20 protein-coding genes are annotated in these 26,412 nt (G+C 72.2%); 8 read left to right on the top strand and 12 right to left on the bottom strand.

All coding sequences use genetic code 11. From position 1 onward, the window contains the following. Positions 1–45 precede the first annotated feature (45 nt). The 7 genes from ACFXKZ_RS23545 to ACFXKZ_RS23515 form a co-directional block, all read right to left on the bottom strand. Positions 46–873, bottom strand: coding sequence for an Fpg/Nei family DNA glycosylase (locus ACFXKZ_RS23545; RefSeq protein WP_380002911.1), 828 nt, complete (start codon positions 871–873; stop codon positions 46–48). Between the two features lie 138 nt (positions 874–1,011). Then, on the bottom strand, positions 1,012–1,479 hold the full coding sequence (locus ACFXKZ_RS23540; RefSeq protein WP_126642621.1) for a ribose-5-phosphate isomerase: 468 nt from the start codon (positions 1,477–1,479) through the stop codon (positions 1,012–1,014). A 37-nt stretch (positions 1,480–1,516) separates the two neighbouring features. Further along, positions 1,517–2,263, bottom strand: a complete 747-nt coding sequence (locus ACFXKZ_RS23535) for a hypothetical protein (RefSeq protein WP_380002910.1) — start codon at positions 2,261–2,263, stop codon at positions 1,517–1,519. 119 nt (positions 2,264–2,382) lie between these two features. Beyond that, the gene (locus ACFXKZ_RS23530) at positions 2,383–2,979 is read right to left on the bottom strand and encodes a biotin transporter BioY (RefSeq protein ID WP_380002908.1); all 597 of its coding nucleotides are present in this window, start codon (positions 2,977–2,979) and stop codon (positions 2,383–2,385) included. Positions 2,980–3,138: 159 nt separating this feature from the next. Then, on the bottom strand, positions 3,139–4,536 hold the full coding sequence (locus ACFXKZ_RS23525; protein ID WP_380002906.1) for an aldehyde dehydrogenase family protein: 1,398 nt from the start codon (positions 4,534–4,536) through the stop codon (positions 3,139–3,141). Between the two features lie 130 nt (positions 4,537–4,666). Beyond that, positions 4,667–5,353 (bottom strand): hypothetical protein, encoded by a 687-nt coding sequence (locus tag ACFXKZ_RS23520; RefSeq protein WP_380002904.1) that lies wholly within the window; start codon positions 5,351–5,353, stop codon positions 4,667–4,669. A 126-nt stretch (positions 5,354–5,479) separates the two neighbouring features. Continuing rightward, complete coding sequence (locus tag ACFXKZ_RS23515) at positions 5,480–6,109, bottom strand: disulfide bond formation protein DsbA (protein ID WP_380002902.1); 630 nt, start codon at positions 6,107–6,109, stop codon at positions 5,480–5,482. 276 nt (positions 6,110–6,385) lie between these two features. On the opposite strand from ACFXKZ_RS23515, the gene pepN (ACFXKZ_RS23510) reads away from it, so the two are divergent. The 3 genes from pepN (ACFXKZ_RS23510) to ACFXKZ_RS23500 all read left to right on the top strand — a co-directional run bounded on the left by pepN (ACFXKZ_RS23510) (position 6,386) and on the right by ACFXKZ_RS23500 (position 12,290). Beyond that, complete coding sequence (gene pepN, locus ACFXKZ_RS23510) at positions 6,386–8,929, top strand: aminopeptidase N (RefSeq protein ID WP_380002901.1); 2,544 nt, start codon at positions 6,386–6,388, stop codon at positions 8,927–8,929. An 89-nt stretch (positions 8,930–9,018) separates the two neighbouring features. Then, a complete protein-coding gene (gene pepN, locus ACFXKZ_RS23505; protein ID WP_380002900.1) occupies positions 9,019–11,565 on the top strand; it encodes an aminopeptidase N in 2,547 nt (848 codons plus the stop codon). Positions 11,566–12,116: 551 nt separating this feature from the next. Continuing rightward, the gene (locus ACFXKZ_RS23500) at positions 12,117–12,290 is read left to right on the top strand and encodes a hypothetical protein (RefSeq protein ID WP_380002899.1); all 174 of its coding nucleotides are present in this window, start codon (positions 12,117–12,119) and stop codon (positions 12,288–12,290) included. 91 nt (positions 12,291–12,381) lie between these two features. Here ACFXKZ_RS23500 and malQ read toward each other — a convergent pair whose 3' ends face one another. Both malQ and ACFXKZ_RS23490 read right to left on the bottom strand, forming a co-directional pair. After that, positions 12,382–14,556 (bottom strand): 4-alpha-glucanotransferase, encoded by a 2,175-nt coding sequence (gene malQ, locus ACFXKZ_RS23495; RefSeq protein WP_380002898.1) that lies wholly within the window; start codon positions 14,554–14,556, stop codon positions 12,382–12,384. A 200-nt stretch (positions 14,557–14,756) separates the two neighbouring features. Then, positions 14,757–15,299: an HNH endonuclease gene (locus ACFXKZ_RS23490; protein ID WP_380002897.1), complete on the bottom strand. Its 543-nt coding sequence runs from the start codon at positions 15,297–15,299 to the stop codon at positions 14,757–14,759. A gap of 202 nt (positions 15,300–15,501) precedes the next feature. Between ACFXKZ_RS23490 and ACFXKZ_RS23485 the strand changes: the two genes are divergently transcribed. The 5 genes from ACFXKZ_RS23485 to ACFXKZ_RS23465 all read left to right on the top strand — a co-directional run bounded on the left by ACFXKZ_RS23485 (position 15,502) and on the right by ACFXKZ_RS23465 (position 23,136). Further along, positions 15,502–17,721, top strand: coding sequence for a prolyl oligopeptidase family protein (locus ACFXKZ_RS23485; RefSeq protein WP_380002896.1), 2,220 nt, complete (start codon positions 15,502–15,504; stop codon positions 17,719–17,721). 135 nt (positions 17,722–17,856) lie between these two features. Beyond that, the gene (locus tag ACFXKZ_RS23480; protein WP_380002895.1) at positions 17,857–18,885 is read left to right on the top strand and encodes a mechanosensitive ion channel family protein; all 1,029 of its coding nucleotides are present in this window, start codon (positions 17,857–17,859) and stop codon (positions 18,883–18,885) included. A 621-nt stretch (positions 18,886–19,506) separates the two neighbouring features. Further along, positions 19,507–20,979, top strand: a complete 1,473-nt coding sequence (locus ACFXKZ_RS23475) for an SDR family oxidoreductase (protein WP_380002894.1) — start codon at positions 19,507–19,509, stop codon at positions 20,977–20,979. A gap of 59 nt (positions 20,980–21,038) precedes the next feature. Next, positions 21,039–21,425 (top strand): globin, encoded by a 387-nt coding sequence (locus tag ACFXKZ_RS23470; RefSeq protein ID WP_380003149.1) that lies wholly within the window; start codon positions 21,039–21,041, stop codon positions 21,423–21,425. 67 nt (positions 21,426–21,492) lie between these two features. Then, positions 21,493–23,136 carry a glycoside hydrolase family 13 protein gene (locus tag ACFXKZ_RS23465; RefSeq protein ID WP_380002893.1) on the top strand — a complete coding sequence of 548 codons (1,644 nt, stop codon included), beginning with the start codon at positions 21,493–21,495 and terminating at the stop codon, positions 23,134–23,136. Positions 23,137–23,202: 66 nt separating this feature from the next. Here the strand turns inward: ACFXKZ_RS23465 and ACFXKZ_RS23460 are convergent, their stop codons facing one another. The 3 genes from ACFXKZ_RS23460 to ettA all read right to left on the bottom strand — a co-directional run bounded on the left by ACFXKZ_RS23460 (position 23,203) and on the right by ettA (position 26,066). After that, positions 23,203–23,850, bottom strand: coding sequence for a hypothetical protein (locus ACFXKZ_RS23460; protein WP_380002892.1), 648 nt, complete (start codon positions 23,848–23,850; stop codon positions 23,203–23,205). Further along, complete coding sequence (locus ACFXKZ_RS23455) at positions 23,847–24,287, bottom strand: acyl-CoA thioesterase (protein ID WP_380002891.1); 441 nt, start codon at positions 24,285–24,287, stop codon at positions 23,847–23,849. Before ACFXKZ_RS23455 ends, ACFXKZ_RS23460 begins: the two co-directional genes overlap by 4 nt. A gap of 114 nt (positions 24,288–24,401) precedes the next feature. After that, entirely contained in the window at positions 24,402–26,066 is a 1,665-nt protein-coding gene (ettA, locus tag ACFXKZ_RS23450; RefSeq protein WP_380002890.1) for an energy-dependent translational throttle protein EttA, read from the bottom strand. Positions 26,067–26,412: the final 346 nt, after the last annotated feature.

Genomic DNA, 26,412 nt, shown 5'->3' with positions numbered 1-26,412 from the left:
GGCGCGGCCACCCCGCGACACTACCGAACGGGAACCAACCGGAGGTTACGCCGACGGTTGGCAGGTGGGACACCAGAACAGATTCCGTCCGACCAACTCGGCGGTCCGCACCGGGGTTTCACAGATCAGGCAGGGCGCGTCGGTGCGCCGGTAGACGTACACCTCGCCGCCGTGGTCGTCCTTGCGCGGCTCGCGACCCATCGCCTCGGGCGTGTGCTCGGGCCGCACCGTGTCGATCCGACCCAGCCGCACACCCTCGTGCATCAGCAGCACCAGATCGGCCCACATCGCGTCCCAGGTGGCCCGCGCCAGCCGTTTGCCCGGCAGCTTGGGGTCCACCCCGAAGCGGAACAGCACCTCGGCGCGGTAGACGTTGCCCACACCCGCGAGCACGTCCTGCTCCATCAGCAGCGCACCGATCGGCTTCGCGCTGCGCTCGATGCGCCGCCAGGCCGCGGCCGGGTCGGCGTCGTCGCGCAGCGGATCGGGACCGAGCCGGGCGTGCACCGCGTCCTTCTCGGCCCGCTCCAGGAGCCGGCACGCGGTCGGTCCGCGCAGATCGGCCCAGCTCGCCCCGCCGGGCACCTTCGCGGCCATCCGCAGCCGGACCTGGCCGACCGGCTCCGGCAGCTTCTCGCCCTCGCCGAAGGAGAACTGTCCGTAAAGGCCCAGGTGCACATGTACGAAGCGCTCGCCGGGGAACTCCAGGAACAGGTGTTTCCCGTGTGCGTCGGTATCCACCAGACGCTCCCCGTCGAGCAGCGCGGCGCTCTCCGCGAAGCGCCCCTGCGGACTGCTCAGCCGCAGCGGTACGTCGGCGAAGCGCTCCCGGTGCTCGGCGGCGAGACGGTGAATGGTGTGGCCCTCGGGCACGCGGCCTCCAGCGCTGCGACGGGTGGGGACACGGGCGGTGTGTCGCCCTCCACGCTACCGACCCGCACCGACACGCCACCGCCCCCGACCGGACGGACCGATCGGGGGCGGTGGGAGATGCGGGGTACGGGGCGTGGGCTACGGCAGGGCCGGCAGCTCGCCGGTGTTCTCGTACTTGGTCAGCATGGAGATCCGCCGGGTGTGCCGCTCGGCCTCGCTGTACGGGGTGTTCACGAAGACCTCGAGGAACTTGGTCGCGTCGTCGAGGGTGTGCATGCGCGCGCCCATGGAGATCACGTTCGCGTTGTTGTGCTCGCGGGCCAGCGACGCGGTCTCCTCGCTCCACACCAGGGCGCAGCGCACCCCCTTGACCTTGTTCGCCGCGATCGCCTCGCCGTTGCCGGAGCCGCCGAGGACCACGCCCAGGCTGCCGGGGTCGGCCGCGACGCGCTCGCCGGCGCGCAGACAGTACACGGGGTAGTCGTAGGAGTCGGCCTGGACGGCCGGGCCGCAGTCGACGGCCTCGTGGCCGTTGGCGTCGAGCCACGCGATGAGGTGCTGCTTGAGGTCGTAGCCGGCATGGTCGGAGCCGAGGTAAACGCGCATGGGGCGCAGTCTCTCAGGCCCGGTCCCGAACGTCCCCTCAGGGCCGGTATCCACCGGGTGGCGTGTCCGGCGCACCGGTCGGCCGCGGCGGCGCGGTGGGCGGCGGCCCGGCCGGGCGGATGGTGGTCGGTGCGTCGTAGGGGGACGGCGCGCCGTAGCCGGGACCGGCGGAGGCGGACGGCGGGCCATAGCCGAAGGGCGGGCCGTATCCGCCCGGCGACAGGGGCGAGGCGGGCGGCCCGTAGGTCGTCGCCGACCGGTAGGCGGCCACCGCCGCCAGGCCGACCAGCCAGCCGACGAGGACGCCGAAGTAGGCCCCGGACTGTGCGTGTGCCATGGTCCGGTCGAAACCGGGTCCCCTGCGGATGAGCGGGTCGTCGTCGTAGGCGATGGCCACCACGGTCAGCCCGTACACCGCACCGCCGATCACCAGCGAGAACCAGCCGACGACGAATGCGGTGAACCCACCGGACCGTTCGCCCAGACCGCGCGCGCCGAGCGCGAGCAGGGCGGCGACCACCAGAAGCAACAGCGCGAAGCCGACGAATCCGGCGGTGACGTAGCGTGTGGTGAACACCTCGTGGAACTCGTCGCCCAGGTCGTTGCGATCCACGATCCACACCGGATAGCCGATGATGCGCAGCAGCGTGAGGTACCACTTGTTCTCGTCACGGCCCTGCGTCCACACCTCCTTGAAGACCCACTGGTTGCCCAGGCCGGCCACGAGGAGGAAGGCCACGATCGTCCCGCTGACGGTGATGCGTTTGGTTGCCCCGGCTCTCATGAGACGAGGTTAGGCGCCTTCGCACGACCTTCGCCGAAAAATCCGTACCCCGCCTCCCACGAACGGGGGGACGGGGCACGGGTGATCGGGATTTCGCATCCCGCAGGCGTGACGAGGCGTCAGCCGCGCCGGCCGACCAGCTTCCAGGCGCTGGGCAGCAGCGCCATCGCCAGCGCGATCTTGACCGCGTCGCCGAAGAGGTAGTTGCGCATGCCGATCTCGTACGCCTGCGACATCGAGATGCCCAGGTCGTGCGCGAGGTAGGTGAGGCCCGCCGCGTAGATCACCGCGTTGCCGAGGAGCATCGTGCCCGCGGTGCGCAGTGGGCTGCGGTCGGTGCCGCGCTGGGCCAGGAAGCCGGCCACGGCCGCTGCGAGCACCATGCCGAACACGTAGCCCAGGGTCGGGAATCCGGTCCCGGAGGTGCCCTCCGCGAACCAGGGCATCCCGGCCGCACCCAGGCCCAGGTAGAGCACCATCGCGGCGAGCCCGCGCCAGGCGCCGAGCGCGCTGCCGGCGAGCAGGACGGCGAAGGTCTGGCCGGTCACCGGCACCGGCGAGCCGGGCACCGGGACGGAGATCTGGGCGGCGAGGCCGACGAACGCGGACGCGCCGACGATCAGCGCGGCGTCACGAACGGCCGCGCCGCGAAAGACGCGGGCCGGGACGAGGTCGGCCAGAACGGGGCGGCGCGCATCGAGAAGGGCAGTGCTCACAGCGGACTCCACACTCTTGTGTTGCGGGACCCTGTGAACTTAACCAATCGGACATCGAGCGGTCACAGTGGTGCCCGACAACGTACGGATCCGCACTTTGTCGAACACCACCGACAACCCACCGCTACCGCAACGCCTCGGAGCGACGGCGCCTCAGAACTAGAACTGCAGCGCCTTGACCTCCAGGTACTCCTCCAGGCCGTGGCGCCCCAGTTCGCGCCCGTTGCCCGACTGCTTGTACCCGCCGAACGGCGCGATCGGGTTGAACGCGCCACCGTTGATCTCCACCTGCCCGGTACGCAACCGGCGCGCGAACGCCACCGCCGCCTCCCGGGTCGGCGCCCACACCGCGCCGGACAGGCCGTACGGGGTGTCGTTGGCGATCCGCTCGGCCTCCTCCTCGGTGTCGTAGGCCATGATCGACAACACCGGCCCGAAGATCTCCTCGCGCGCGATCGTCATCTCGGGGGTCACGTCGGTGAACACGGTGGGCCGCACGTGGTAGCCGACCTCGACCCCCTCGGGCAGCTCCGCGCCGCCCGTGGCCAGCGTCGCCCCCTCGGCCAGCCCCTTGGCGATGTAGCCGCGCACCCGCTCGAACTGGGTCGCGTTGACCAGCGGGCCGAGCCGCTGTGCCGAGGCCTCGGCGGCGGCGGTGGCCAGCTCGACCGCGCGCGGCAGGTCGTCGCGGTGCACCAGCATCCGGGTCAGCGCGCTGCACGTCTGACCGCTGTTGCGGTACGCGCCGTCGACGCCCGCCCGGACCGCCTTGTCCAGGTCGGCGCCCGGCAGGATCACGTTGGCGGACTTGCCGCCGAGTTCGAGCGCGACCCGCTTGACCGTCGCCGACGCCAGCTCCGACACCCGGGTGCCGGCCCGGGTCGAGCCGGTGAACGAGACCATGTCCACGTCCGGGTGGGACGCGATCGCCTCGCCCACCACCGGACCGGTGCCGGAGACCAGGTTCACCACACCCGGCGGGAAGCCCGCGTCGTGCAGGATCTCGAAGAACAGGTGCGCGGCCTGCGGCGCCACCTCGCTGGCCTTGACCACCACGGTGCAGCCCGCGATCAGCGCCGGGGCGAGCTTGTTGGTGATCTGGTGCAGCGGGTAGTTCCACGGGGTGATCGCGCCGACCACGCCGACCGGTTCGCGCACCACCAGCGAGGTCCCGGCCTGCTCCTCCCAGGGGAACTCCTCGGCGAGCGCGATGTAGCTCGCGAGCACCGTCAGCGGCAGGCCGACCTGCACCCGCGAGGCCAGCCACGCCGGCGCGCCCATGTCCGCGGTGATCACCTCGGCCATCGCGTCCGTGCGCTCGGCGAGCAGGTCCCGGGCCTTGGTCAGCAGCGCGGCCCGCTCGGCCGGGGCGGTGGCGGCCCAGCCGGGGAAGGCACGCCTGGCCGCGGCCACGGCCAGGTCCACGTCGGCGGGTGTGCACTGCGGCACCGTCGCCACGACCTGTTCGGTGTTGGGGTCGACGACGTCGATGGTTTCGGTGGACGAGGGCGTCGTCCATGCGCCGTCGATGTAGATCGTGTCGTAAGCCTTGCTCATGCCGCCGGACTCCTCGCCGTTCGCCGCTGGTGACCTCCCCCGAGCGTACGGCGACACGGATACGATCCCCAGCGCCGACCCGAGCGCCCCGCGACCGGCCCGAGCGGGCCCGCGCCACCGGCCGCGCCGGTCAGCCCGTCGGGCCGTTCGAGGTCCACACCAGTTCCCCGCTGTGTCCGGTGACCGGGAACTCCCGAGCCAGGCCCACCTCGTGCAGGCGGGCGAGCGGGGTGAACGACATCCCGTACTCGTCCTTGTCCTTGTCGAAACCCCAGTCCTTGTACACCTCGACCCGGTACACCAGCCGCACGTCGGGCAACACCGGCGAGCCGGGGAGCGCGGTCGTCCCGGGCAACACCTCGATCCGCCCGGTGATCCGATACTGCAGACCGCGCATCGCCAGCCACCAGTCGGTGTCGTCCGCGCGGCGAATGAGCACCCCGTGCCAGTGCGTGGTGGTCTCGAAGACGCTCTCCGTGCCCTCGCTGTCGTGCCAGCGGATCGCCGCGAGCGCCCACCACTCCTCGAAGTGGGTGAGCGCCGCGCGGCGAAACGGCTTGGCCCGCAGCGGCTGGGCCGGGTCGATCACGAACGGCGCGCCGCGGCCGACCAGGTAGTGCCGCAACGAGGCGGCGCCGGTCCGCAGCCCCACCAACCGCCACAGCGGGACCAGCGCACGCAGCCCCACGGCCAGCGCGCGGTCGCGCCACCGGGGCATGCGCGACGCGTAGGGGGCGTTGCCGTTGGGTGTGCGCGGATCCGGCCGCCCGGTTCGGGAGGTGTGGATCACACTGCTCTGGCGTTCCGGAGCCGTCATTTATCCAGATTAGTTAGCTTTGTTTTACTTTGTTGTCGATGGCGAGCCGGAATCGACGGGTTTCATCCGGTCAGTCGAAACCGCCGGCGGCCGGTACGAACCGCCGATCCCGGCCCGGTCCGATCGTCAGTCGAAGATCGGCCCCTGGTCCCGGGTGCGCTTGATCTCGAAGAAGCCGGGGGTGCCCGCGACCAGCACCACACCGTCCCACAGCCGGCCCGCGTCCTCGCCCTTGGGCGCCGGGGTCACCACCGGGCCGAAGAAGGACACGCCGTTGACGCTGATCACCGGGGTGCCGACGTCCATGCCCACCCGGTCCATGCCGTCGTGGTGCGACTTGATCAGCGCCTCGTCGTACTCGGTCGAGTCGGCCGCGTCGGCGAGATCGGTGGGCAGCCCGGCCTCGGTCAGCGCCGCCTCGATCATCTCGCGCGAGAACTCCTCGCCGCCCGGGTGCCGACGGGTGCCCAGCGCCGTGTACAGCGGCAGCAGCACCTCGTTGCCGAACCGCTGCTCGGCGGCGATGCACACCCGCACCGGGCCCCAGCCGCGCTCCAGCATCTCCTTGTACGCCTCGGGTATGTCCTCCCGACCGCTGTTGAGCACCGACAGGCTCATCACGTGCCACTGCACGTCCACGGGGCGGATCTTCTCCACCTCGAGCATCCAGCGCGAGGTCATCCACGCCCACGGACACAGCGGGTCGAACCAGAAGTGCGCGACGTCGCGGGCGGAGCCGTTGTCCTTGGTGGTCACTGCGGTGTTCCTCTCGGTCCTGATCTCTGGTCGAGCAAAGTCTCTGGTCGTGCGAAGTCCTGCCTGATACCGCCTGTGCCGCCTGGTGCCGCCTGGCTCGCGATGCCGTACGCCCGGCCGACGACGAAGCGCGGTTCGGGCATACCGGCGTCCGCACCGCCGGCGTCGACTGTGCAACGGGCGACCGCGGTCCGCCATTCCCGAACAACCGGGCCGACAGGCGCCCCCGCGCCGTGAAAGGATCGCCGGGACCGCAGCCAACCAGGGAGTGATCCAGTGCCCGGCAGGAACCTGACCCGCGAGGAGGCCCGCGAGCGGGCCCGGATCCTGAGCGTCGAGGACTACGACGTCAGGCTCGACGTCAGCACCGACAGCACGGAGACGTTCCACTCCGAGACGGTGCTCCGTTTCGGATGCCGAGAGGCGGGTGCGGCCACGTTCGTGGACCTGCTCGCCCCGGAAGTACACGAGGTCGTGCTCAACGGCCGGGTACTCGATCCCGCCGAGGTCTTCGACGGCACCCGCGTGCTGCTGACCGACCTCGTCGAGGGCGCCAACGAACTGCGCGTACTCGCCTCCTGCGCCTACAGCCGCACCGGCGAGGGTCTGCACCGCTTCGTCGACCCGGTCGACGACCGGGTCTACCTCTACACCCAGTACGAACCGGCCGACTCGCGCCGGGTGTTCGCCAACTTCGAGCAGCCCGACCTCAAGGCCTCGTTCCGGTTCTCGATCACCGCGCCGGCCGACTGGCGGGTGGTGTCGAACTCGACCACCCCGGAGCCGGAGCCGGTCCGCGAGGGGGTGGCCCGCTGGGACTTCGCCCCGACGCCGCGGATCTCCACCTACCTGACGGCGATAGTCGCCGGTCCATACCATGCGGTCTTCGACACCTACACGAGCGACGCCGGCCTGGTCGTCCCGCTCGGCGGCTTCTGCCGCGCGTCGCTGGCCGAGTCGTTCGACCACGAGGAGATCTTCGCGGTCACCAAGCAGGGCCTGGACCTGTTCCACGACCGGTTCGACTTCCCCTACCCGTTCGGGAAGTACGACCAGCTCTTCGTACCCGAGTACAACCTCGGCGCGATGGAGAACCCGGGCGCGGTCACCTTCACCGAGGAATACGTCTTCCGCTCCAAGGTCACCGACTCCGCGTACGAGGGCCGGGCCAACGTGCTCCTGCACGAGATGGCGCACATGTGGTTCGGCGACCTGGTCACCCCGCGCTGGTGGGACGACCTGTGGCTGAAGGAGTCCTTCGCGGACTTCATGGGCTCCTACTCGCAGGGCGCGGCGACCCGCTGGACCGACGCCTGGACCAGCTTCGCCGCCCGCCGCAAGGACTGGGCATATCGCCAGGACCAGTTGCCCACCACCCACCCGATCGTGGCGGTGATCAACGACCTGGAGGACGCCAAGCTCAACTTCGACGGGATCACCTACGCCAAGGGCGCCTCGGTGCTCAAGCAGCTGGTCGCCTACGTCGGCGAGGACGAGTTCTTCGCGGGCGCCCGGTCCTACTTCCGCACCCACGCCTGGGGCAACACCACCCTCGCCGACTTCCTCACCGCCCTGGAGGAGACCTCCGGCCGGGACCTGAAGTCGTGGTCGGCGGACTGGCTGGAGACCTCCGGCGTCAATACGCTGCGGCCGGCGATCGAGACCGACGCCGCCGGGGTGATCACCTCATTCGCCGTGCTCCAGGAGGCCGCGCCGGGCTTCCCGACGCTGCGCCCGCACCGGATCGCGATCGGCCTGTACGACGGCGCCGAGCGCGTCGCCCGGGTCGAGGTGGACGTGGTCGGCGAGCGCACCGAGGTACCGGCACTGGTCGGCCGCGTCCGTACCCCGCTGATCCTGCTCAACGACGACGACCTCACCTACGCAAAGGTGCGCTTCGACGCCGAGTCGTGGCGGGCGCTGCTCGACTCGCTCGGCACGATCGAGTCCTCGCTGGCCCGGGCCCTGTGCTGGGGCGCGGCGTGGGACATGACCCGCGACGGCGAGCTGTCCGCCCGCGACTACCTGGACCTGGTGCTGCGGCACGCGGGTCGGGAGAGCGACGTGGGCGTGGTGCAGAAGCTGCACACCCAGGTCAAGACCGGCCTGGACCACTACACCGACCCGGCGCTTCGGGCCGAGGCGCTGCACCGGCTCGCGAGCGGCGCCGCCGACGAGCTGCGGGCCGCGCCGGCCGGCGGCGACCACCAGCTGGCCTGGGCCCGCTGCCTGGCCGCGGCCTCCGCGACGCCCGACGAACTCGCCTTCCTGCGCGAGCTGTTGTCCGGCGCACAGGAGATCCCCGGGCTGGCCATGGACACCGAGCTGCGCTGGGCGATGTTGCGCGCGCTGTGCGCGGGCGGCGCCGCCGACGAGCCCGAGATCGCCGCCGAGCTCGAGCGCGACGGCACCGCCGCGGGCCGGCGGCATGCGATCGAGTGCCGCGCCGCACGGCCCACCGCCGAGGCCAAGGCCGAGGCGTGGCACCTGGCGGTGGAGACCGACGAGTTGCCCAACGCCACACTCGGCGCGGTGATCGCCGGCTTCGCCACCGCCGGCCAGGAGGAGCTGACCGAGCCGTACGTCGACCGCTACTTCGCCGCCCTGGCGCCGGTCTGGCGGGACCGCTCGATCGAGATCGCGCGGCGCATCGTGGTCGGCCTGTACCCGTCGGGCCGGATCGACCCCGACACGTTGCGCCGCACCGACGACTGGCTGGCCGCCGCCGAACCGGTGCCAGCCCTGCGCCGCCTGGTCCTGGAATGCCGCGACGACGTGGCCCGCGCCCTTCGAGCGCGCGGGCGCGACCGGCGCAACTGAAGTCCCTCCCGGACCCCGCCGCCGACCGCGGCGGGGTCCGATCCGTCTGCCGCCCATCCCGGCGGCGCCCATCCCACAAGGAGCGCAGCGTGCCCGGTACCAACCTGACGCGTGACGAGGCCCGCGAGCGGGCCCGGATCCTCACCGTCGACTCGTACGATGTCACCCTCGACCTGACCGGCACGGGGGCGACGTTCCCGTCCACGACCGTGGTGCGGTTCGGGTGTACCGAGCCCGGCGCGGCGACCTTCGTCGATCTGATCGCCCCCGAGGTGCACGAGATCACCCTCAACGGCAAGGCGCTCGACGTCGACGCGGTGTTCGCGGACAGCCGGATCGCGCTCGCCGACCTGGCCGAGAGCAACGAGCTGCGTGTGGTGGCGTCCTGCGCCTACATGAACACCGGCGAGGGCCTGCACCGCTTCGTCGACCCGGTCGACGGCAAGACCTACCTCTACACCCAGTTCGAGGTGGCCGACGCCCGCCGGGTGTTCGCCAACTTCGAACAGCCCGACCTCAAGGCCACGTTCGCGTTCACCATCACCGCGCCGAGCGAGTGGCGGGTGGTCTCCTGCTCGCCCACCCCCGAGCCGACGGCGGGCAGCGACGGTGCCTCGGTGTGGGCGTTCGAGCCGACCCCGCGGATCTCCACGTACATCACCGCGCTGGTCGCGGGCCACTACCACGCGGTCCACGACAGCTACACCGCCGCCGACGGCACCGTGGTGCCGCTCGGCGTGTACTGCCGCTCCTCGCTCGCGCCGCACCTGGACGCGGACGCCATCTTCGACGTCACCAAGCAGGGCTTCGACTACTTCCTGGGCCAGTTCGACTTCCCGTACCCGTTCGGGAAGTACGACCAGCTCTTCGTGCCGGAGTACAACGCGGGCGCGATGGAGAACGCGGGCTGCGTGACGATCCTGGAGGACTACGTCTTCCGCTCCAAGGTCACCGACGCGTCCTACGAGACGCGAGCCGAGACCATCCTGCACGAGCTGGCGCACATGTGGTTCGGCGACCTGGTCACCATGCAGTGGTGGGACGACCTGTGGCTGAACGAGTCGTTCGCCACCTACGCGTCGGTGCGCTGCCAGGCCGAGGTGACGCGCTGGTCGCACGCGTGGGCCACGTTCGGCAACAAGATGAAGACGTGGGCCTACCGGCAGGACCAACTGCCGTCCACCCACCCGATCTTCGCCGACATCCGGGACCTGGAGGACGTCGAGGTCAACTTCGACGGCATCACCTACGCCAAGGGCGCCTCGGTGCTCAAGCAGTTGGTCGCCTACGTCGGCAGCGAGAACTTCTTCGCCGGTGTGCGGGCCTACTTCAGGAAGCACGCGTGGGGCAACAGCCGGCTGGCCGACCTGCTCGGCGCGCTGGAGGAGACCTCCGGCCGGGACCTGAAGGCGTGGTCGCGCGAGTGGCTGGAGACCGCGGGCGTGAACACGCTGCGGCCCGAGATCTCGCTCGACCAGGATGGCGTGATCACCTCCTTCGCGGTGCTCCAAGAGGCCCCGGAGGCGTGGCCGACGCTGCGCTCGCACCGCATCGCGATCGGTTTCTACGACCGCACCGACGCGGGCCTGGTGCGCACCCACCGGCTGGAGTTGGACATCGCCGGCGCGCGCACCGAGGTCGCGGAACTGGTCGGGCGCGCCCGGCCGGACGTGGTGCTGCTCAACGACGACGACCTGACCTACACCAAGATCCGGCTCGACGAGCAGTCGCTGGCCTGCGTCACCGAGGCGATCGGCGAGTTCGTCGAGCCGCTGCCGCGCGCGTTGTGCTGGGCCGCGGCGTGGGACATGACGCGCGACGCGGAGATGGCGGCGAGCGACTACCTCAAGCTGGTCCTGGCCGGCGCGGGCGGCGAGCGGGACATCAACATCGTCCAGTCGCTCCAGCGCCAGGTCACCAGCGCGTTGGAGCTGTACGTCGACCCGGCCCACCGCGAGCGCTCGCTGGCCGAACTCGCGGTCGCCGCCGAGCGGTTCCTGCGGGCGGCCGAGCCGGGCAGCGACCACCAGCTGGCCTGGACCCGCTGCCTGGCGACGGTGGCCGCACGACCGGACCACCTGGCGATCCTGCGCGGCCTGCTCGACGGCACCGAGACGATCGAGGGCCTGGCGATCGACCCGGACCTGCGCTGGACGCTGCTGCTGCGGCTGTCGGCGACCGGCGGGGCGAGCGAGGCCGACGTACTGGCCGAACTGGAGCGCGACTCCACCGCGGCCGGCCGGCGCTACGCGGAAGCGGCGCGCGCGGCCCGCCCGACCACCGAGGCCAAGGACGCGGCATGGGCGGCGGTGGTCGAATCCGACACCCTCCCGAACGCCACGCAGGCGGCGGTGATCGGCGGCTTCGTCCAACCCGCCCAACGAGACCTGCTCGCGGGCTACACGGAACGCTACTTCGACGCGATCGCCAACGTCTGGGCCACCCGCACCAACGAAATCGCCCAACAAATCGTCGTCGGCCTCTACCCGACCCTCCAGGTCACGGAGGACACCCTCAACCGCACAGACGCCTGGCTCGCCTCCGGAGACCACCCGGCCGGCCTCCGCCGCCTGGTCCTCGAAAGCCGAGACGGCGTAGCCCGAAGCCTCCGAGCCCAAGCCCGAGACACCCAGTAACAAAAAGCACGCATCCCGGCAACCCACCGGCCCGCCCCACACCCCACCAACCTGCAACCCACCATCCTCAAACGCCGGCCGAGCCGAAACCCAGCCCGCCAGTCACAAACAGCCCGGCCGGCGCTTGAGGCCAAACAGCCCGGCCGGCGCTTGAGGCCACCCAGCCTGGCCGGCGTCTGAGGCCAAACAGCCTGGCCGGCGCTTGAGGCCACCCAGCCTGGCCGGCGCTTGAGGCCACCCAGCCTGGCCGGCGCTTGAGGCCACCCAGCCTGGCCGGCGTTTGAGGCCACCCAGCCTGGCCGGCGCTTGAGGCCAAACAGCCCGGCCGGCGCCTGAGGCCAAACAGCCCGGCCGGCGCCTGAGGCCACCCAGCCTGGCCGGCGCTTGAGGCCAAACAGCCCGGCCGGCGCCTGAGGCCACCGGACCGGAGGTCGGCCCACCCCGAAAGGGTCAACCCGGTGCGCACCCCACCGCACCGACCCGGTACCGTAACCCCCGTGGTGAACAGGAACGCACTTCGCGCCGGGGCCGTGTCGGCCGTAGTCACGCTCATGTCGCTGATCTCGGCGCCCGCCTTCGCGAACATCCGCGACGACGGCGACGAGCCGGGCGCAAGCATGGGCCTCGGCACGACGCTGGCCGTCTTCGTCGGCATCCCGATCCTGGCGTTCGTGGTCATCGCGGGCCTCGTGATGCTTCCGGACATCATCAAAAAGAAGCGCTGACCCTCCGCCGAAGCCGCCGACCGGGCCAACGCCCACTCGGCGGCTTCCGCACGTACGGCGGCGGCCCATCCCCCGCCCGCCCGAACGGGGCCTAGCGTCCCCGCAACGCCCGCGCCAGCGACACCGCCCGCGGATCCACCGGCAGGTCCTCCAGGCAGACCCGCCGCCCCTCGCCGTCGGCGACCGGCAGCAGCCAGTTCGGATACTCGTTCGAGGTGCCCGGCAGGTTCTGCGGCCGCCGATCGCCCACCCCGTCCGGCAGCCACACCCCCAGCAGCCGGCACGGCGTGGCCGCGAGCAACCGATGCAGCGCCTCGACCGTCTCCCGCTCGCCCGCGCCCGGCCGCAGATACCCGCGCCGGCGCAACAGTTCGAGCCACTGCTCACGGTCGGCCAGGTCCTCGGCCCGCTCCACCTCCACGTCCCGCACCAGCAGGTGCAGCCGCTCCCACAGGTCGATGTGCTCCCCCGCGAGCCGGGCCGCGGTGGGCGGCAGATCGTGCGTGGTCACCGTCGCCAGCGAACTCGCCCGCCACTGCTCGGGCGACAGCGGCCGGCCCTTGTCGTCGCGCTCGAACCACAACACCGAGGTGCCCAGGATCCCGCGCTCGGCGAGATACGTGCGCACCCACGGCTCCACCGTGCCCAGGTCCTCGCCGATCACCACCGCGCCCGCCCGATGCGCCTCCAGGGCCAGGATGCCGACCATCGCCTCGTGGTCGTAGCGCACATAGGCGCCCTCGGCGGGGCTGTTGCCCTTCGGCACCCACCAGAACCGGAACAGCCCGAGCACGTGGTCCACCCGCACCGCGCCCGCGTGCCGAAAGACCGCCCGCAGCAGTTCCCGGTACGGCGCATAGCCCGCCTCGGCCAACCGCTGCGGATGCCACGGCGGCTGGTTCCAGTCCTGCCCGATCTGGTTCATCGCGTCCGGCGGCGCCCCGCCCGTCGCCCCGAGCGCCAGCACCCCACCGCCCCGGGCCGCGCCGAGCACCCACGCGTCCGCCCCGTCGGGGTGCACGCCCACCGCGAGGTCGTGCACCACGCCCACCGGCATGCCCGCCCGGGTCGCGGCCTCCTGCGCGGCGCGCAGCTGATCGGCCAGCACCCACTGGGTCCAGCGGTGGAAGTCGACCGTGCCGGCCAGCCGTTCGCGCGCCGCGGCAACCTCGCCCGAGTCCGGGTCGTGCAGTTCCTCGGGCCAGTCGCGCCAGGTCGGGCCGTACTCCTCGACCAGCGCACACCAGGTGGCGAAGTCGGTCAACCACTGGCCTTCACGCGCGATGAACGCCCGGTAGTCGGCGTCGCGCCCCAGGCTCCGCGGCACCTTGTGCACCAGCGCGAGCGCGGCCCGCTTGGCCGTGCGGACCGCGTCCCGGTCCAGCCGATCCGCGCCGTCCGACCCGTCGCCCGCCGAGGCCCGCAACTCCTCGGCGACCGCCCGCTCGACGGGGCTCAGATAGGCGAACTCGGGCACCGCCTCGACCCGCACGTACATCGGATCCGGAAAACGACGGCTCACCGGCAGATACGGCGAGGCCTCCACCGGCGGCACCGGCGAGGCCGCGTGCAGCGGATTGACCAGTACGAACCCGGCCCCCTGCGCCCGCGCCGACCACGTGGCCAGATCGGCCAGATCGGCGAGGTCGCCGATGCCCCACGAGCGGCGCGAGGGCAGTGAGTAGAGCTGGACCATGTAGCCCCACGCCCGCTCCGCCGGCACGGGCAGCACGGTCGGGGTGATCGCGATCGCGCACGACGCGTACACCCCCTCGCCGGTCGCGCTCGGCACGCCGCCCGAGCCCAACGACTCCTCCGGCTCGGGCGAGCAGCGCGCGTGCAGGGTGTGCCAGCCCAGCGGCAGGTCGGCGGGGACGCGGTGGGCCCCGACCGGGTCACCCAGCGGGCCGGGCCCCGGGCCGGGGCCGACGTCGCGCCGGACCCCGCCGTCCTCCAGTTCGATCCACAACTCGACCCGATGTCCCGCCGGCACGTTGACCGTGAAGCCGGCCGTGCGGCCCGCGCGCAGCACCAGCACCGGAGGCAGCAGCCGGGTCCGGCGCGACTCGTCCTGTGCCGCCAGCGCGGCCCGGGCCGCCTCGGGCGTCGACGCGTCCACCCCCAGTGCGCCGAGCACCGCTATCACCGTCGCGGGAGCGGCGTGCACGGCCTCGCCGCGCCACCCCTCGTACTCCGTGGCCACCCCGAACGCGGAGGCGAGCCGGACCAATTCGGGAGACAACTGCGATACGCGTGGTTCCTCCATGCCCGCGAGCATCGCACCCGAACGGCCCGGCTGTCGGCGTGTTCGCCGCGGACACGAACGGGTGTGTCGGGACCCGACCGCGGCGCGCGGACACGTCGAAACGCGGTGGGGAACCCGTCGAAGCGCAGCACCGCCGCGAAACGCGGCGCCCCACCCCAACGCAAACGGCGACGGGCTCCCCTGAGGAAATCCGCCGCCGTCTAGGCGCTCGCGACCTGGTCGAAATGGTCGAAGCCCGCTTCCTGCGCACCGTACGGCGCCAGGTAGGGCTCCCAGCGTGGATCGCGGAACCCGGTCCCGAGGATCCGCCACGCCAGGCCGGTGGGTTGGGCCGGCGGGCGCGGCATTCGCCAGCCCAGTTCGGCGATGTAGCGATCGCTTTTGACGTGATTGCAGCGACGACACGCCGAGACCACGTTGTCCCACGTGTGCCGGCCGCCGCGGCTGCGGGGGACGACGTGGTCGACGCTGGTGGCGGCGCTTCCGCAATAGACACAACGCCCTCCGTCGCGGGCGAACAGCGCGCGGCGGGTGAGCGGTACCTGGCCCCGAAAGGGGATTCGGACGAAACGGGTCAGTCTGATGACACTGGGTACGGGAATCTCGGTGGTGGCGCTGTGCAGGATGGTGCCTGTCTCTTCCAGGCACATTGCCTTGTCGTTCAGCACGAGGATCAGTGCGCGGCGAACGGGCACCACGCACAGGGGCTCGTACGACGCGTTGAGGACCAGCGAATGCGGCACGTATGCCTCCCTGTGACGCCGACAGCGCGTGGCTCGCGCCGGGGACGATCGGCCTCCAGTGTCCATGGCGGGATACCCCACGCGCTACCAGGAATCGACAAGGTCACATAGCGTTCACCTGCACGAGTGGCCGCGCGTGGTGGCTCGGTGACCGTCCGCATCGCCCGAACGCGCGACGGGCTCGGGCGTCTAGGGTGCGCCCATGACGCGCTCTGTGCAGCCCGCGGAACACGCCCCCCACGAGACCCCCCGCGCGCCCGCCGCCGCCCGTGGCGACACGGTCGACGTGCTGTTCGGCCGCCCCGTGCCGGATCCCTATCGTGCCCTGGAGGACCCGGACGCGCCGGCCACCCGCGCCTGGTCGGCCGCGCAGGACGAGTGGTTCCACGCCCATGTGGACCATCTGGCCGGACGCGATCGGCTGCGGGCGCGCCTGGACGAACTGCTCGCCACCGGGTCGATGGGGCTGCCCTGTTGGCGCGGCGGGCGGCACTTCCTGGTCCGCCGCGACCCGGGGCGCGAGCACGGCGTGTTGTTCGTGGTCGAGCCGGACGGGAGCGAGCGGGAGCTGGTGGATCCGATCGCGATCGACCCGGGCGGCACCACCACGCTCGACCAATGGGTGCCCTCCGACGAGGGCGACCGGCTGGCGTATCTGCTCTCCACGGGCGGGGACGAGGAGTCGCGCCTGTACGTGCTCGACGTCGCCGACGGCACCCGGATCGAGGGCCCGATCGACCGGATGCGGGACACCTCGATCGCCTGGCTCCCCGGCGGCGAGGCGTGTTACCTGGTACGCCGACTGCCGCCGGAGGCGGTGCCCGAGGGTGAGGAGCAGCACCACCGCCGGGTGTACCTGCACCGGATCGGCACGGAACCGGCCGAGGATGTGGAGGTGTTCGGCGCGGGCACCGATCCGGGCACCTACTTCGGCGTCGGGGTCAGCCGGGACGGCCGCTGGCTGAGCGTGTCCTCCTCATCGGGCACCGCGCCGCGCAACGACCTGTGGCTGGCCGATCTGCACGCGGGTCCGCCGGAGCGGCCGGTACTGCGGCCGGTGACCGTGGGACTGGACGCGCTCACCGGGGTGCGGGTGGGTCGCGACGGGCGGCTGTACGTGCTCACCGACCTGGACGCGCCGCGCGGCCGGCTGTGCGTGGCCGATCCGGCGGCGCCCGGGCCCGAGGGCTGGCGCGATCTGGTCGCCGAGGAGCCGGACGCGGTGCTGACGGGCTTCGCGATCCTGGACGGACCGCAGGCGCCCCGACCGACCCTGCTGGTCGGTCGGACCCGGCACGCGGTGGGCGAACTGGCCGCGTACGACCTGGCGGACGGGCAATTGTCGGCCCGCCCGAGCATGCCCGGCGGCTCACCCGGATCCATCGGCGGCCTCGCCGAACACCCCGAGGGCGGACACGAGGCGTGGTTCGGCTGGTCGGACTACACCGCCCCGTCGGCGGTGTTGCGCTACGACGCGCGTACCGGGGCGATCGACACCTGGGCCACCGCGCCCGGTACCGCGACGCTGCCCGATGTACACGTGCGCCAGGAGACGTACTGCTCGGCCGACGGCACCACCGTGCGCATGTTCGTGATCGCGCCGACCGCCGAACCGGACCGCCCCCGGCCCACCGTGCTCTACGGGTACGGCGGCTTCGGCATCTCGCTCGGCCCCGCCTACTCGGCGGGTGTGCTCGCCTGGGTGGAGGCGGGCGGGGTGTACGCGATCGCCAACCTGCGCGGCGGCGGCGAGGAGGGCGAGCAGTGGCATCGAGCGGGCATGCGGGGGCACAAGCAACACGTGTTCGACGACTTCCACGCCGCCGCGGAGCACCTGGTCGCCCGCGGGTGGACGACGCCCGACCGGCTCGCCGCGTCCGGCGGCTCCAACGGCGGCCTGCTCGTCGGCGCCGCGCTCACCCAGCGGCCCGAGTTGTACGCGGCCGTGGCCTGCTCGATGCCGCTGCTCGACATGGTCCGCTACGAGCGCTTCGGCCTGGGACGGTTGTGGTCCGACGAGTACGGCACCGCCGAGGTGGCGGAGGAACTGCACTGGCTGCTGGGCTACTCGCCCTATCACCACGTGCGTCCGGGCGTGGCGTATCCGGCGGTGCTGTTCACCGTGTTCGACGGGGACAGCCGGGTGGATCCGCTGCACGCGCGCAAGATGTGCGCGGCCCTGCAACACGCGACCACGAGCGGGCGCCCGGTGCTGCTGCGGGCCGAGGCCGAGGTGGGTCACGCGGCCCGCTCGGTCACCCGCACGGTCGAACTGACCGCGGACACACTCTCCTTCCTGGCCGCGCACACCGGCCTCCACCCGGACGGGCCCGGGTCCGCGTCGGCCGCCGGGTCCGTGCCGGCCGGGTCCGGGCTCGGGCACGGCCTCGGGTACAAGATCGACGAAGGTGGGGATCGGTGACATAACGGTGATCAACGACGAAAGGCGCGAAGGAGAGGTAACGCACGAGTGCCCTCGGCCTCGTGACTACTGTGGGACGCGGGTCCCCGGTCGCGGGGAGATCGTCCCCCGCTCGTCGTCCGAAAGGTCTCGTACGTGTCCGCGCTCGTCCCCGGAGTCCAGTTGTCCCTCGACGCCGCCGCAGGCAACGGCAAGGTGTCGTCGTGGTTCGATCGGCACGGCGAGTCCCTCGTGGTGACGCCGATCCGGATCCTCGTGATCATCCTGGTCGCGCTGATCCTGCGGGCGGTGACCCGAAAGCTGATCACCCAGCTGGTCGGCCGGATGGCCAACAGCGGTACGGACAGCAGCGGGCGGCCGGTCACCGGCTTCCTGCTCAACGCCGAGCGCCGCCGCCAGCGCGCCGAGACGGTGGGCTCGGTGCTGCGCAGCACCGCGTCGTTCGTGATCCTGGGCATCGCCGGGCTGATGGTGCTCGGCGAGTTCAAGGTCAACCTCGCGCCGCTCCTCGCCAGCGCGGGCATCGCCGGCATCGCGCTCGGCTTCGGTGCGCGCAACCTGGTGACCGACTTCCTGTCCGGGATGTTCATGATCCTGGAGGACCAGTACGGCGTGGGCGACCTGGTCGACGCCGGTCCGGCCACCGGCACGGTGGTGGAGGTGGGCCTGCGAATCACCAAGCTGCGCGACGTGGACGGCACCGTCTGGTACATCCGCAACGGCGAGATCAAGCGGATCGGCAACAAGAGCCAGGGTTGGGGCACCGCCAAGGTGGACGTGCAGGTCGGCTACCACGAGGACGTGGACAAGGTCCGCGCGGTGATCACCTCCACCGCAGAGGCGCTGGCCGACGTGGAGCCGTGGAACGAGCGGGTCTGGGGCTCGGCGACGGTGGTCGGGATGGAGGCGGTGACGGCCGACGCGGTGGTGCTCCAGGTGCAGATCAAGACCATGCCGGGCCAGGAACTGCCGGTCGCGCGCGAGTTGCGGGGTCGGGTCAAGCGCGCGTTCGACGACGCGGGCATCCGCATCAGCGAACCGATCGCCAGCGCCACACCCCCCACCGAGGACCCGGGCGCCCCGGCCCCCCAGGCCGAACCGGCCCCGGTCCCGGTCAACCCGCCGCCCACACCCCCCACGCCGCAGGCCCCGGGGGCACCCTGACCCCGACCCCGCCGGCCCGGGTCCACCACCCGTGTCGTGGGTGAACCCGGCCGCCCACCCGTGCCGCCGACATTGCGGGCTCCGGGGCGCCCTGATCCTGGCCTCGCCGGCTCGGGTCCACCACCCGTGTCGTGGGTGAACCCGGCCGCCCGTACCGGCGCCGGCGCAGGCCCCGGGCCGCCTCCGATCCTGGCCCCGCCTGCCCGGGTCCCACCCAGGTTGTGGGCGGGACCGCCACCCGTGCCGGCGACGCCGCAGACCCCCGGGGCGCCCTGATCCCGGCGCCGCGTGCCCTGGCCCCCGTGTGAGTGAACCCGGCCGCCCGTGCCGCCGACGCCGCAGGCGCCTGGGGCGCCCTGGTCCCGGCGCCGCGTGCCCGACCCCACCCGTGTCCTGGGCGGGCTCCGCCCCCATGCCCGCGACGCCGCTTGGTCTGGGTTGCCTCGGGTCGGGCCGGGCGTTCTCGTGCCGGGCGTCGCCGGAGAGCTTGCCGCCGCGCCGGCGGGGGCAGGGGCGGGCCGGGCGTCTGCGGCTCGCGGGGTGCGGGCGCGCGGGACCATTCGGGCTACCCGTGGCGCGTCTCCGGCCGTTGTGGCTGCCGCGTCGCCGAGACTGGGTCGGGTGAACGCTCCCCTGTGCCTGGTCACCGGATCCACCGGCTATCTGGGCGGCCGGCTGGTGACCGAGCTGCTCGCCGCCGGTCATCGGGTGCGCTGCATGGCCCGGACCCCGGCCAAGCTGCGCGACCACCCGTGGGCGGACCGGGTGGAGATCGTGCGCGCCGACGCGCTCGACCCGGCCGCGGTGCGCCGCGCCCTCGACGGCGTGGACGTGGCCTACTACCTGATCCACGCGCTCGGCAGCGGACCGCGCTTCGCCGACACCGACCGCGACAGCGCGCGCGTGTTCGCCGAGGCGGCCGAGGACGCGGGCGTGGGCCGGCTCGTCTACCTCGGCGGCCTGGGCCCGGCCGCCGGTTCCGCGGCCCGCGACTCCTCTCCGCACCTGCGTTCGCGCGCCGAGGTGGGCGAGATCCTGCTCGCCGGCGCGGTGCCTACCGTCGTGCTGCGCGCGGCGGTGATCATCGGCTCGGGCTCGGCGTCCTTCGAGATGTTGCGCTACCTGACCGAGCGGCTGCCGGTGATGGTCACCCCGCGCTGGGTCACCTCCCGGATCCAGCCGATCGCCGTTCGCGACGTACTGCGCTACCTGGTCGGCTGCGCCACGCTGCCCCCGGACGTGAACCGCGCCTTCGACATCGGCGGCCCGGACGTGCTCACCTACGAGCAGATGATGCAGCGCTACGCGGCCGTGGCCGGACTGCGCCGCCGCCGGGTGTTGCCGGTGCCGATGCTCTCGCCCTGGTTGTCCAGCCATTGGGTGGGCCTGATCACCCCCGTACCCGGCGCCCTGGCCCGACCGCTGGTGGAGTCGCTGCGCAGCGAGGTGGTCTGCCACGAGCACGACATCGCCCGCTACGTCCCCGACCCGCCGGAGGGCCTGATCGGCTTCGACCGGGCCCTCGAACTGGCGCTGGCCCGGATCCGCGACGCCGACGTGGCCACCCGCTGGTCCTCGGCGGCCACCGCCGGGGCGCCCAGCGATCCGCTGCCCACCGATCCGGACTGGTCCGGCGGCTCGCTGTACGAGGACGTCCGCGAGGCGGAGCCGGCCGCGTCCCCGGCGGCGGTATGGCGGGTGATCGAGGGCATCGGCGGCGGCAACGGCTGGTACTCGTGGCCGCTCGCCTGGTCGGTGCGCGGCGCCCTGGACCGGATCGTGGGCGGCGTCGGACTGCGCCGGGGACGCCGTGATCCGCACCGGCTCCGGGTCGGCGACTCGCTCGACTTCTGGCGGGTGGAGGAGGTGGTGCCGGGCCGGCTGCTCCGCCTGCGCGCCGAGATGCGTCTGCCGGGCCTGGCCTGGCTGGAGTTCAGCGTCACGGACCACGACGGCACCACGCACTACCGCCAGCGTGCGCTGTTCCATCCCCGGGGACTGCTCGGGCACGCGTACTGGTGGGCCGTGTTCCCTTTCCACGGCATCGTCTTCGGCGGCATGCGCCGGGGCATCGCCCGCGCCGCGGAGCGTTAGGTCCCGTCCGGGGGCCTCCGGCTCGCGGGCCCATCTGAGAGGATGGAGCGGTGACCCAGATGCCGGCGCCGGAACCGAGTCTCTACGAAGCCGTGGGCGGCGAGGAGACGTTCGCCAAACTCGTGCACCGCTTCTATCAGGGTGTGCGCGAGGATCCCCTGCTGCGTCCGATGTATCCGGAGGAGGACCTGGACGGAGCCGAGGACCGGCTGCGGATGTTCCTCGTCCAATACTGGGGCGGCCCGCGCACCTACAGCGAACAACGCGGCCACCCGCGGCTGCGGATGCGACACGCGCCGTTCGCCGTGACCGAGGAGGCGCGCGACGCGTGGTTGCGGCACATGCGCGCGGCGGTCGACGAGATCGCGCTGCCGACCGCGCAGGAGAACACCCTCTGGGAATACCTGGTCTACGCCGCGCAGTCGATGGTCAACCGGCTCGACTGACCCGGCGACCGACGGCGGGCGGGACGGGGCGACAGCCACACCGGGAGCGATCCGACGGAGGCGGCCGATGGTACGTGGGTGGTGGCACGACGCGGTCTTCTACCAGGTCTATCCGCGCAGCTTCGCGGACGGCGACGGGGACGGGGTCGGCGATCTGCCCGGGCTCTTCGCCCGCCTGCCGTACCTCCGGGACCTGGGTGTCGACGCGATCTGGCTGAGCCCCTTCTATCGGTCGCCGATGGTCGACGCCGGCTACGACGTCGCCGATCCGCGCGACGTGGACCCCCTGTTCGGCACCCTCGCCGACGCGGACCGGGTGTTCGCGCGGGCACACGAACTCGGGCTGGCGGTCCTGGTGGACGTGGTCCCGAACCACACCTCTCGGGACAGCGCGTGGTTCGCCACCGCACTCGCCTCGCCCCCGGGTTCGGTCGAGCGCTCCCGCTACCTCTTCCGCGACGGCCGGGGCACGGGCGGGGACGAGCCGCCGAACAACTGGCTGTCCCAGTTCGGCGGCCCCGCGTGGACCCGGATCACCGAGGCCGACGGCCGTCCGGGCCAGTGGTATCTGCACCTGTACTCACCGGCGCAGCCCGACCTGAACTGGCGCAACCTCGAAGTGCGTTGCGAGTATCTGTCAATCCTGCGCTTCTGGCTGGACCGCGGCGTGGACGGCTTCCGGATCGACGTCGCGCACGGTCTGGTCAAGGCACTCGGCCTGCCGGACGTGCCGCCGGGCGTGCCGCAGGGGTGGGAGGGTCGGCTGCGGCATCGGCTGCCGTACTGGGACCAGCCCGAGGTGCACGACGTCTACCGCACGTGGCGTCGGCTGCTCGACTCGTACGCCGACGTGGACACCGGCGGCGGGCGGCGCGGGCGGATCGCGGTGGCCGAGGTGTGGCTGCCCCGGGCCCAGCGGTCGGCCGCCTACCTGCGACCCGGCGAGCTGCACCAGGCGTTCGACTTCCCCTTCCTCCTCGCCGGTTGGGACCCGGTCCGGCTGCGCGCGGCGATCGACGACGCGCTGGCCGCCACCGCCGCGGTGGGCGCGGCGCCGGCGTGGGTACTGGCCAACCACGACGTGGTGCGGCCGGTGACCCGATTCGGCGGCGGAGCCCTCGGCCTTGCCCGGGCCCGGGCGGCGTTGCTGCTCGAACTCGCCCTGCCCGGCGCGGCCTACCTGTACCAGGGCGACGAGTTGGGCCTGCCCGAGGTCGAGGACCTGCCCGACGAGCTGCGTCGGGACCCGGTGTTCGCGCACTCGGGCGGTCGGGTGCCGGGCCGGGACGGGTGCCGGGTGCCGCTCCCGTGGGCGGGCGAGGCGGCGCCGTTCGACTTCACCTCGGGGGAGACCGCCTGGTTGCCCCAGCCCGCCTCCTGGGCGGAGCTGACCGTCGCGGCCCAGCGGCACGACCCGGACTCCACCCTCGCGCTGTGCCGCACCGCGCTGCGCATCCGCCGGACCCACCCGGCCCTCGGCGCCCGCGCGGCCGGCCGCGGCCTGACCTGGGCCGAGGACGAACTCCCGCCGGACATACTGGCCTTCACCCGCGTCCCCGGCTTCGGCTGCGCGGTGAACATGGGCAAGGCCCCGGCCCGCGTCCCCGTGACCGGCCCGCTGCTGCTGGCCTCGGGACCGGTGGAGCACACCGGGACCGGCGACCTGACCCTCCCGCCGAACACCGCGGTGTGGTGGTCGGCCCTCGCCTGACCACAACCTCGCCTCCGACGAGTCGACCTCGGCGGCTCGACGCGGGCGGCGTTGTCTCGGGGGCGGTCAGCGGGTGAACAGCAGGCCCGGGGCGTCCTCGCGCCGGACCGATACCGAGCCGTAGCGGGCCTCCAGGCGCAGCCAGGCGCCGGTGCGCAACACCGCGGCCCGGGCGTCGGCATCCGGCGGGCCCAGGAAGCCGAAGGACTGCGCGGCGTGCGCGGCCCGCAGCGGCAGTCGGCCGGCCATCGGTCGGGTCCAGATCCCGGCCGCGACCCGCTCGAACTCGGCACGCGGCATGCCCGGCTCGGTCCTGGCCCGGAACTCGGCGACGCCGGCGGCCACTTCGCGGGCCAGGTCGGGCACCGCGAGGTCGGCGACGTGTTCCCACCCGGTGCGCGGCGGCAGCAGGCCGGCCCACCCCGGGCCGGTCACCGACGGGGGAAGCGACACACTCGCGTCGTCCGCGATCGCGTCGAGGAGTTGTCCGGCGGACACGGTCGCGTCCACCGTCGCGGGTTCGGCCAATTCGCTCGCCCGCAGCGTGATCACGCCCGAGGAGGCGGCGCCGAACGGCGGATGCCCGAACGTACCGAGCACCATCGCCTCGGCCCGTATCCGCACCACCGCGCCGCGGTCGTAGCGCAGCAGTCGGCTCAGGTAGCCGCCCAGGTCCGCAGCGGCGGCCGGGTCGGCGAGTCGCAGCACGGTCATGCGCGGGCCGACCGCCCCGCCGACTCGTCCTGCGGTTCGAGGAAGCGGTCCAGGTAGGCCCGTTCCTCCTCGGTCAGCCGCCGGGGACGCTGCTCGACCAGCGAATAGGGCACGAGCACGGACAGCGCCGTGGCGTACACCTGCTCGTCGTCCCTGATCTCGTAGGCCAGGGTGAATCGGGCGGCCCCGATCCGGGTCACCCAGGTCTCCACCCGCACCGGTTCGGCGCGCCACACCAGCGGGCGTTTGTAGTCGATCTCGTGGCGGGCGATCACCACGCCCTCGGAGAGCGTCTTGGCCCCCTCGCGCTGCCCGAGGGTGAACATCATGTCCACGCGCGCCTCCTCCAGATAGCGGAGGTATTGCACATTGTTGACGTGCCGGTAGGCGTCCATGTCGGACCACCGAACCGCCGCGTGATAGATGTGCCTGGCCACGTGCCCAGCCTCTTCTCTGTGATTGCCGACCGACCGGTCCGGCCCGGTGTCGCCGACGGCCTGCCGCATGGGGACATGCGACAGGCCGTCGGCCGCCCGAACCGATCGGGTGGATCAGTTGCGCTTGAGCTTCTTGTAGGTCGCGCGATGCGGCCGGGCCGCGTCGGCGCCCAGGCGCTCGACCTTGTTCTTCTCGTACGACTCGAAGTTGCCCTCGAACCAGAACCACTTCGAATCACCCTCGTAGGCGAGGATGTGCGTGGCGACCCGGTCCAGGAACCAGCGGTCGTGCGAGACGACCACGGCGCAGCCCGGGAACTCCAGGAGCGCGTTCTCCAGGCTGGACAGGGTCTCGACGTCGAGGTCGTTGGTCGGTTCGTCGAGCAGCAGCAGGTTGCCGCCCTGCTTGAGCGTCAGCGCCAGGTTGAGCCGGTTGCGCTCACCGCCGGAGAGCACCCCGGTGGGCTTCTGCTGGTCCGGACCCTTGAAGCCGAAGGCGCTGACGTAGGCCCGGGACGGGACCTCGACGTTGCCGACCTTGATGTAGTCCAGGCCGTCGGAGACGACCTCCCACAGGTTCTTCTTCGGGTCCAGGCCGCCGCGCGACTGGTCGACGTAGGAGACCTTGACGGTCTCGCCGACCTTGATGTTGCCGGTGTCGGGCGTCTCGGCGTCGATCAGCATCTTGAACAGCGTGGTCTTGCCCGCGCCGTTCGGACCGATGATGCCGACGATGCCGTTGCGCGGCAGCGTGAAGGACAGGTCGTCCATCAGCAGCTTCTCGTCGAACGCCTTGCTGAGGTGCTCGACCTCGATGACGACGCTGCCCAGGCGCGGACCCGGCGGGATCTGGATCTCCTCGAAGTCCAGCTTCCGCATCTTGTCCGCCTCGGCGGCCATCTCCTCGTAGCGGGCCAGTCGCGCCTTGCTCTTGGCCTGCCGGCCCTTCGCGTTGGAGCGGACCCACTCGAGCTCGTCCTTGAGCCGCTTCTGCCGCTTGGCGTCCTTCTGCCCTTCGACCTTCAGGCGGGTGGCCTTGGTGTCCAGGTAGGTGGAGTAGTTGCCCTCGTAGGGGTGCAGGCGACCGCGGTCGACCTCGCAGATCCACTGGGCGACGTTGTTCAGGAAGTACCGGTCGTGGGTGACCGCGACGACGGTGCCCGCGTACTTCTCCAGGTGCTGTTCCAGCCACTGGACGCTCTCCGCGTCGAGGTGGTTGGTCGGCTCGTCGAGGAGCAGCAGGTCGGGGGCTTCGAGGAGCAGCTTGCACAGCGCCACGCGGCGCTTCTCGCCACCGGAGAGGTTCACGATCGGCCAGTCGCCGGGCGGGCAGCCCAGCGCGTCCATGGCCTGTTCGAGCTGCGAGTCGAGTTCCCAGGCGTTCGCGTGGTCGAGCTGGTCCTGCAGCTCGCCCATCTCCGCCATCAGCTCGTCGGTGTAGTTCGTGGCCATCTCCTCGGCGATGGCGTTGAACCGGTCCAGCTTGCCCTTGATCTCCTTGACGCCGTCCTGGACGTTCTCCAGAACGGTCTTGGTCTCGTCGAGCGGAGGCTCTTGGAGCAGGATTCCGACGGTGTAGCCGGGGGACAGAAACGCGTCGCCGTTGGAGGGCTGTTCCAGCCCGGCCATGATCTTCAGAACGGTCGACTTACCCGCGCCGTTCGGGCCGACGACGCCGATCTTGGCTCCCGGCAGGAAGCTGAGCGTCACGTCGTCGAGGATCACCTTGTCGCCGTGCGCTTTACGCGCCTTGCGCATGGTGTAGATGTACTCAGCCATGCGTCCAAGCCTATGGTCTGGCGGACAGTGCCCGTGCATGGGTGCCCGGTGGGCGCGGGATATGGGCCGCCCGGCCCGGGCGGCCCGGCGCGCCCTCCCCGGTGGGCACGGCACCGGCAGCCTGCCCGACCCGGGCATCCAGGGCAAGCCCGGCCCACCGAGGGCCGGCGGCCCGCACCCGTGCCCGATGGGCGCGGATCGAGGCACTCCCGAGTCGGACATGCCGGCCGCACACGGCCCGGCGAGAGTTACCCGGCCCGCGGCACCCCCGGCCCTCGAACGCACGGATGCCCAAGGGGGCCGGATCCCGGTCCTGTCCGGGCCGGGCACGTCGGGCAGCCCCGGG

It is taken from the genome of Embleya sp. NPDC059237, assembly GCF_042754105.1.
Classification (GTDB): domain Bacteria; phylum Actinomycetota; class Actinomycetes; order Streptomycetales; family Streptomycetaceae; genus Embleya.
This window is presented reverse-complemented; position numbering and strand designations above follow the sequence as displayed.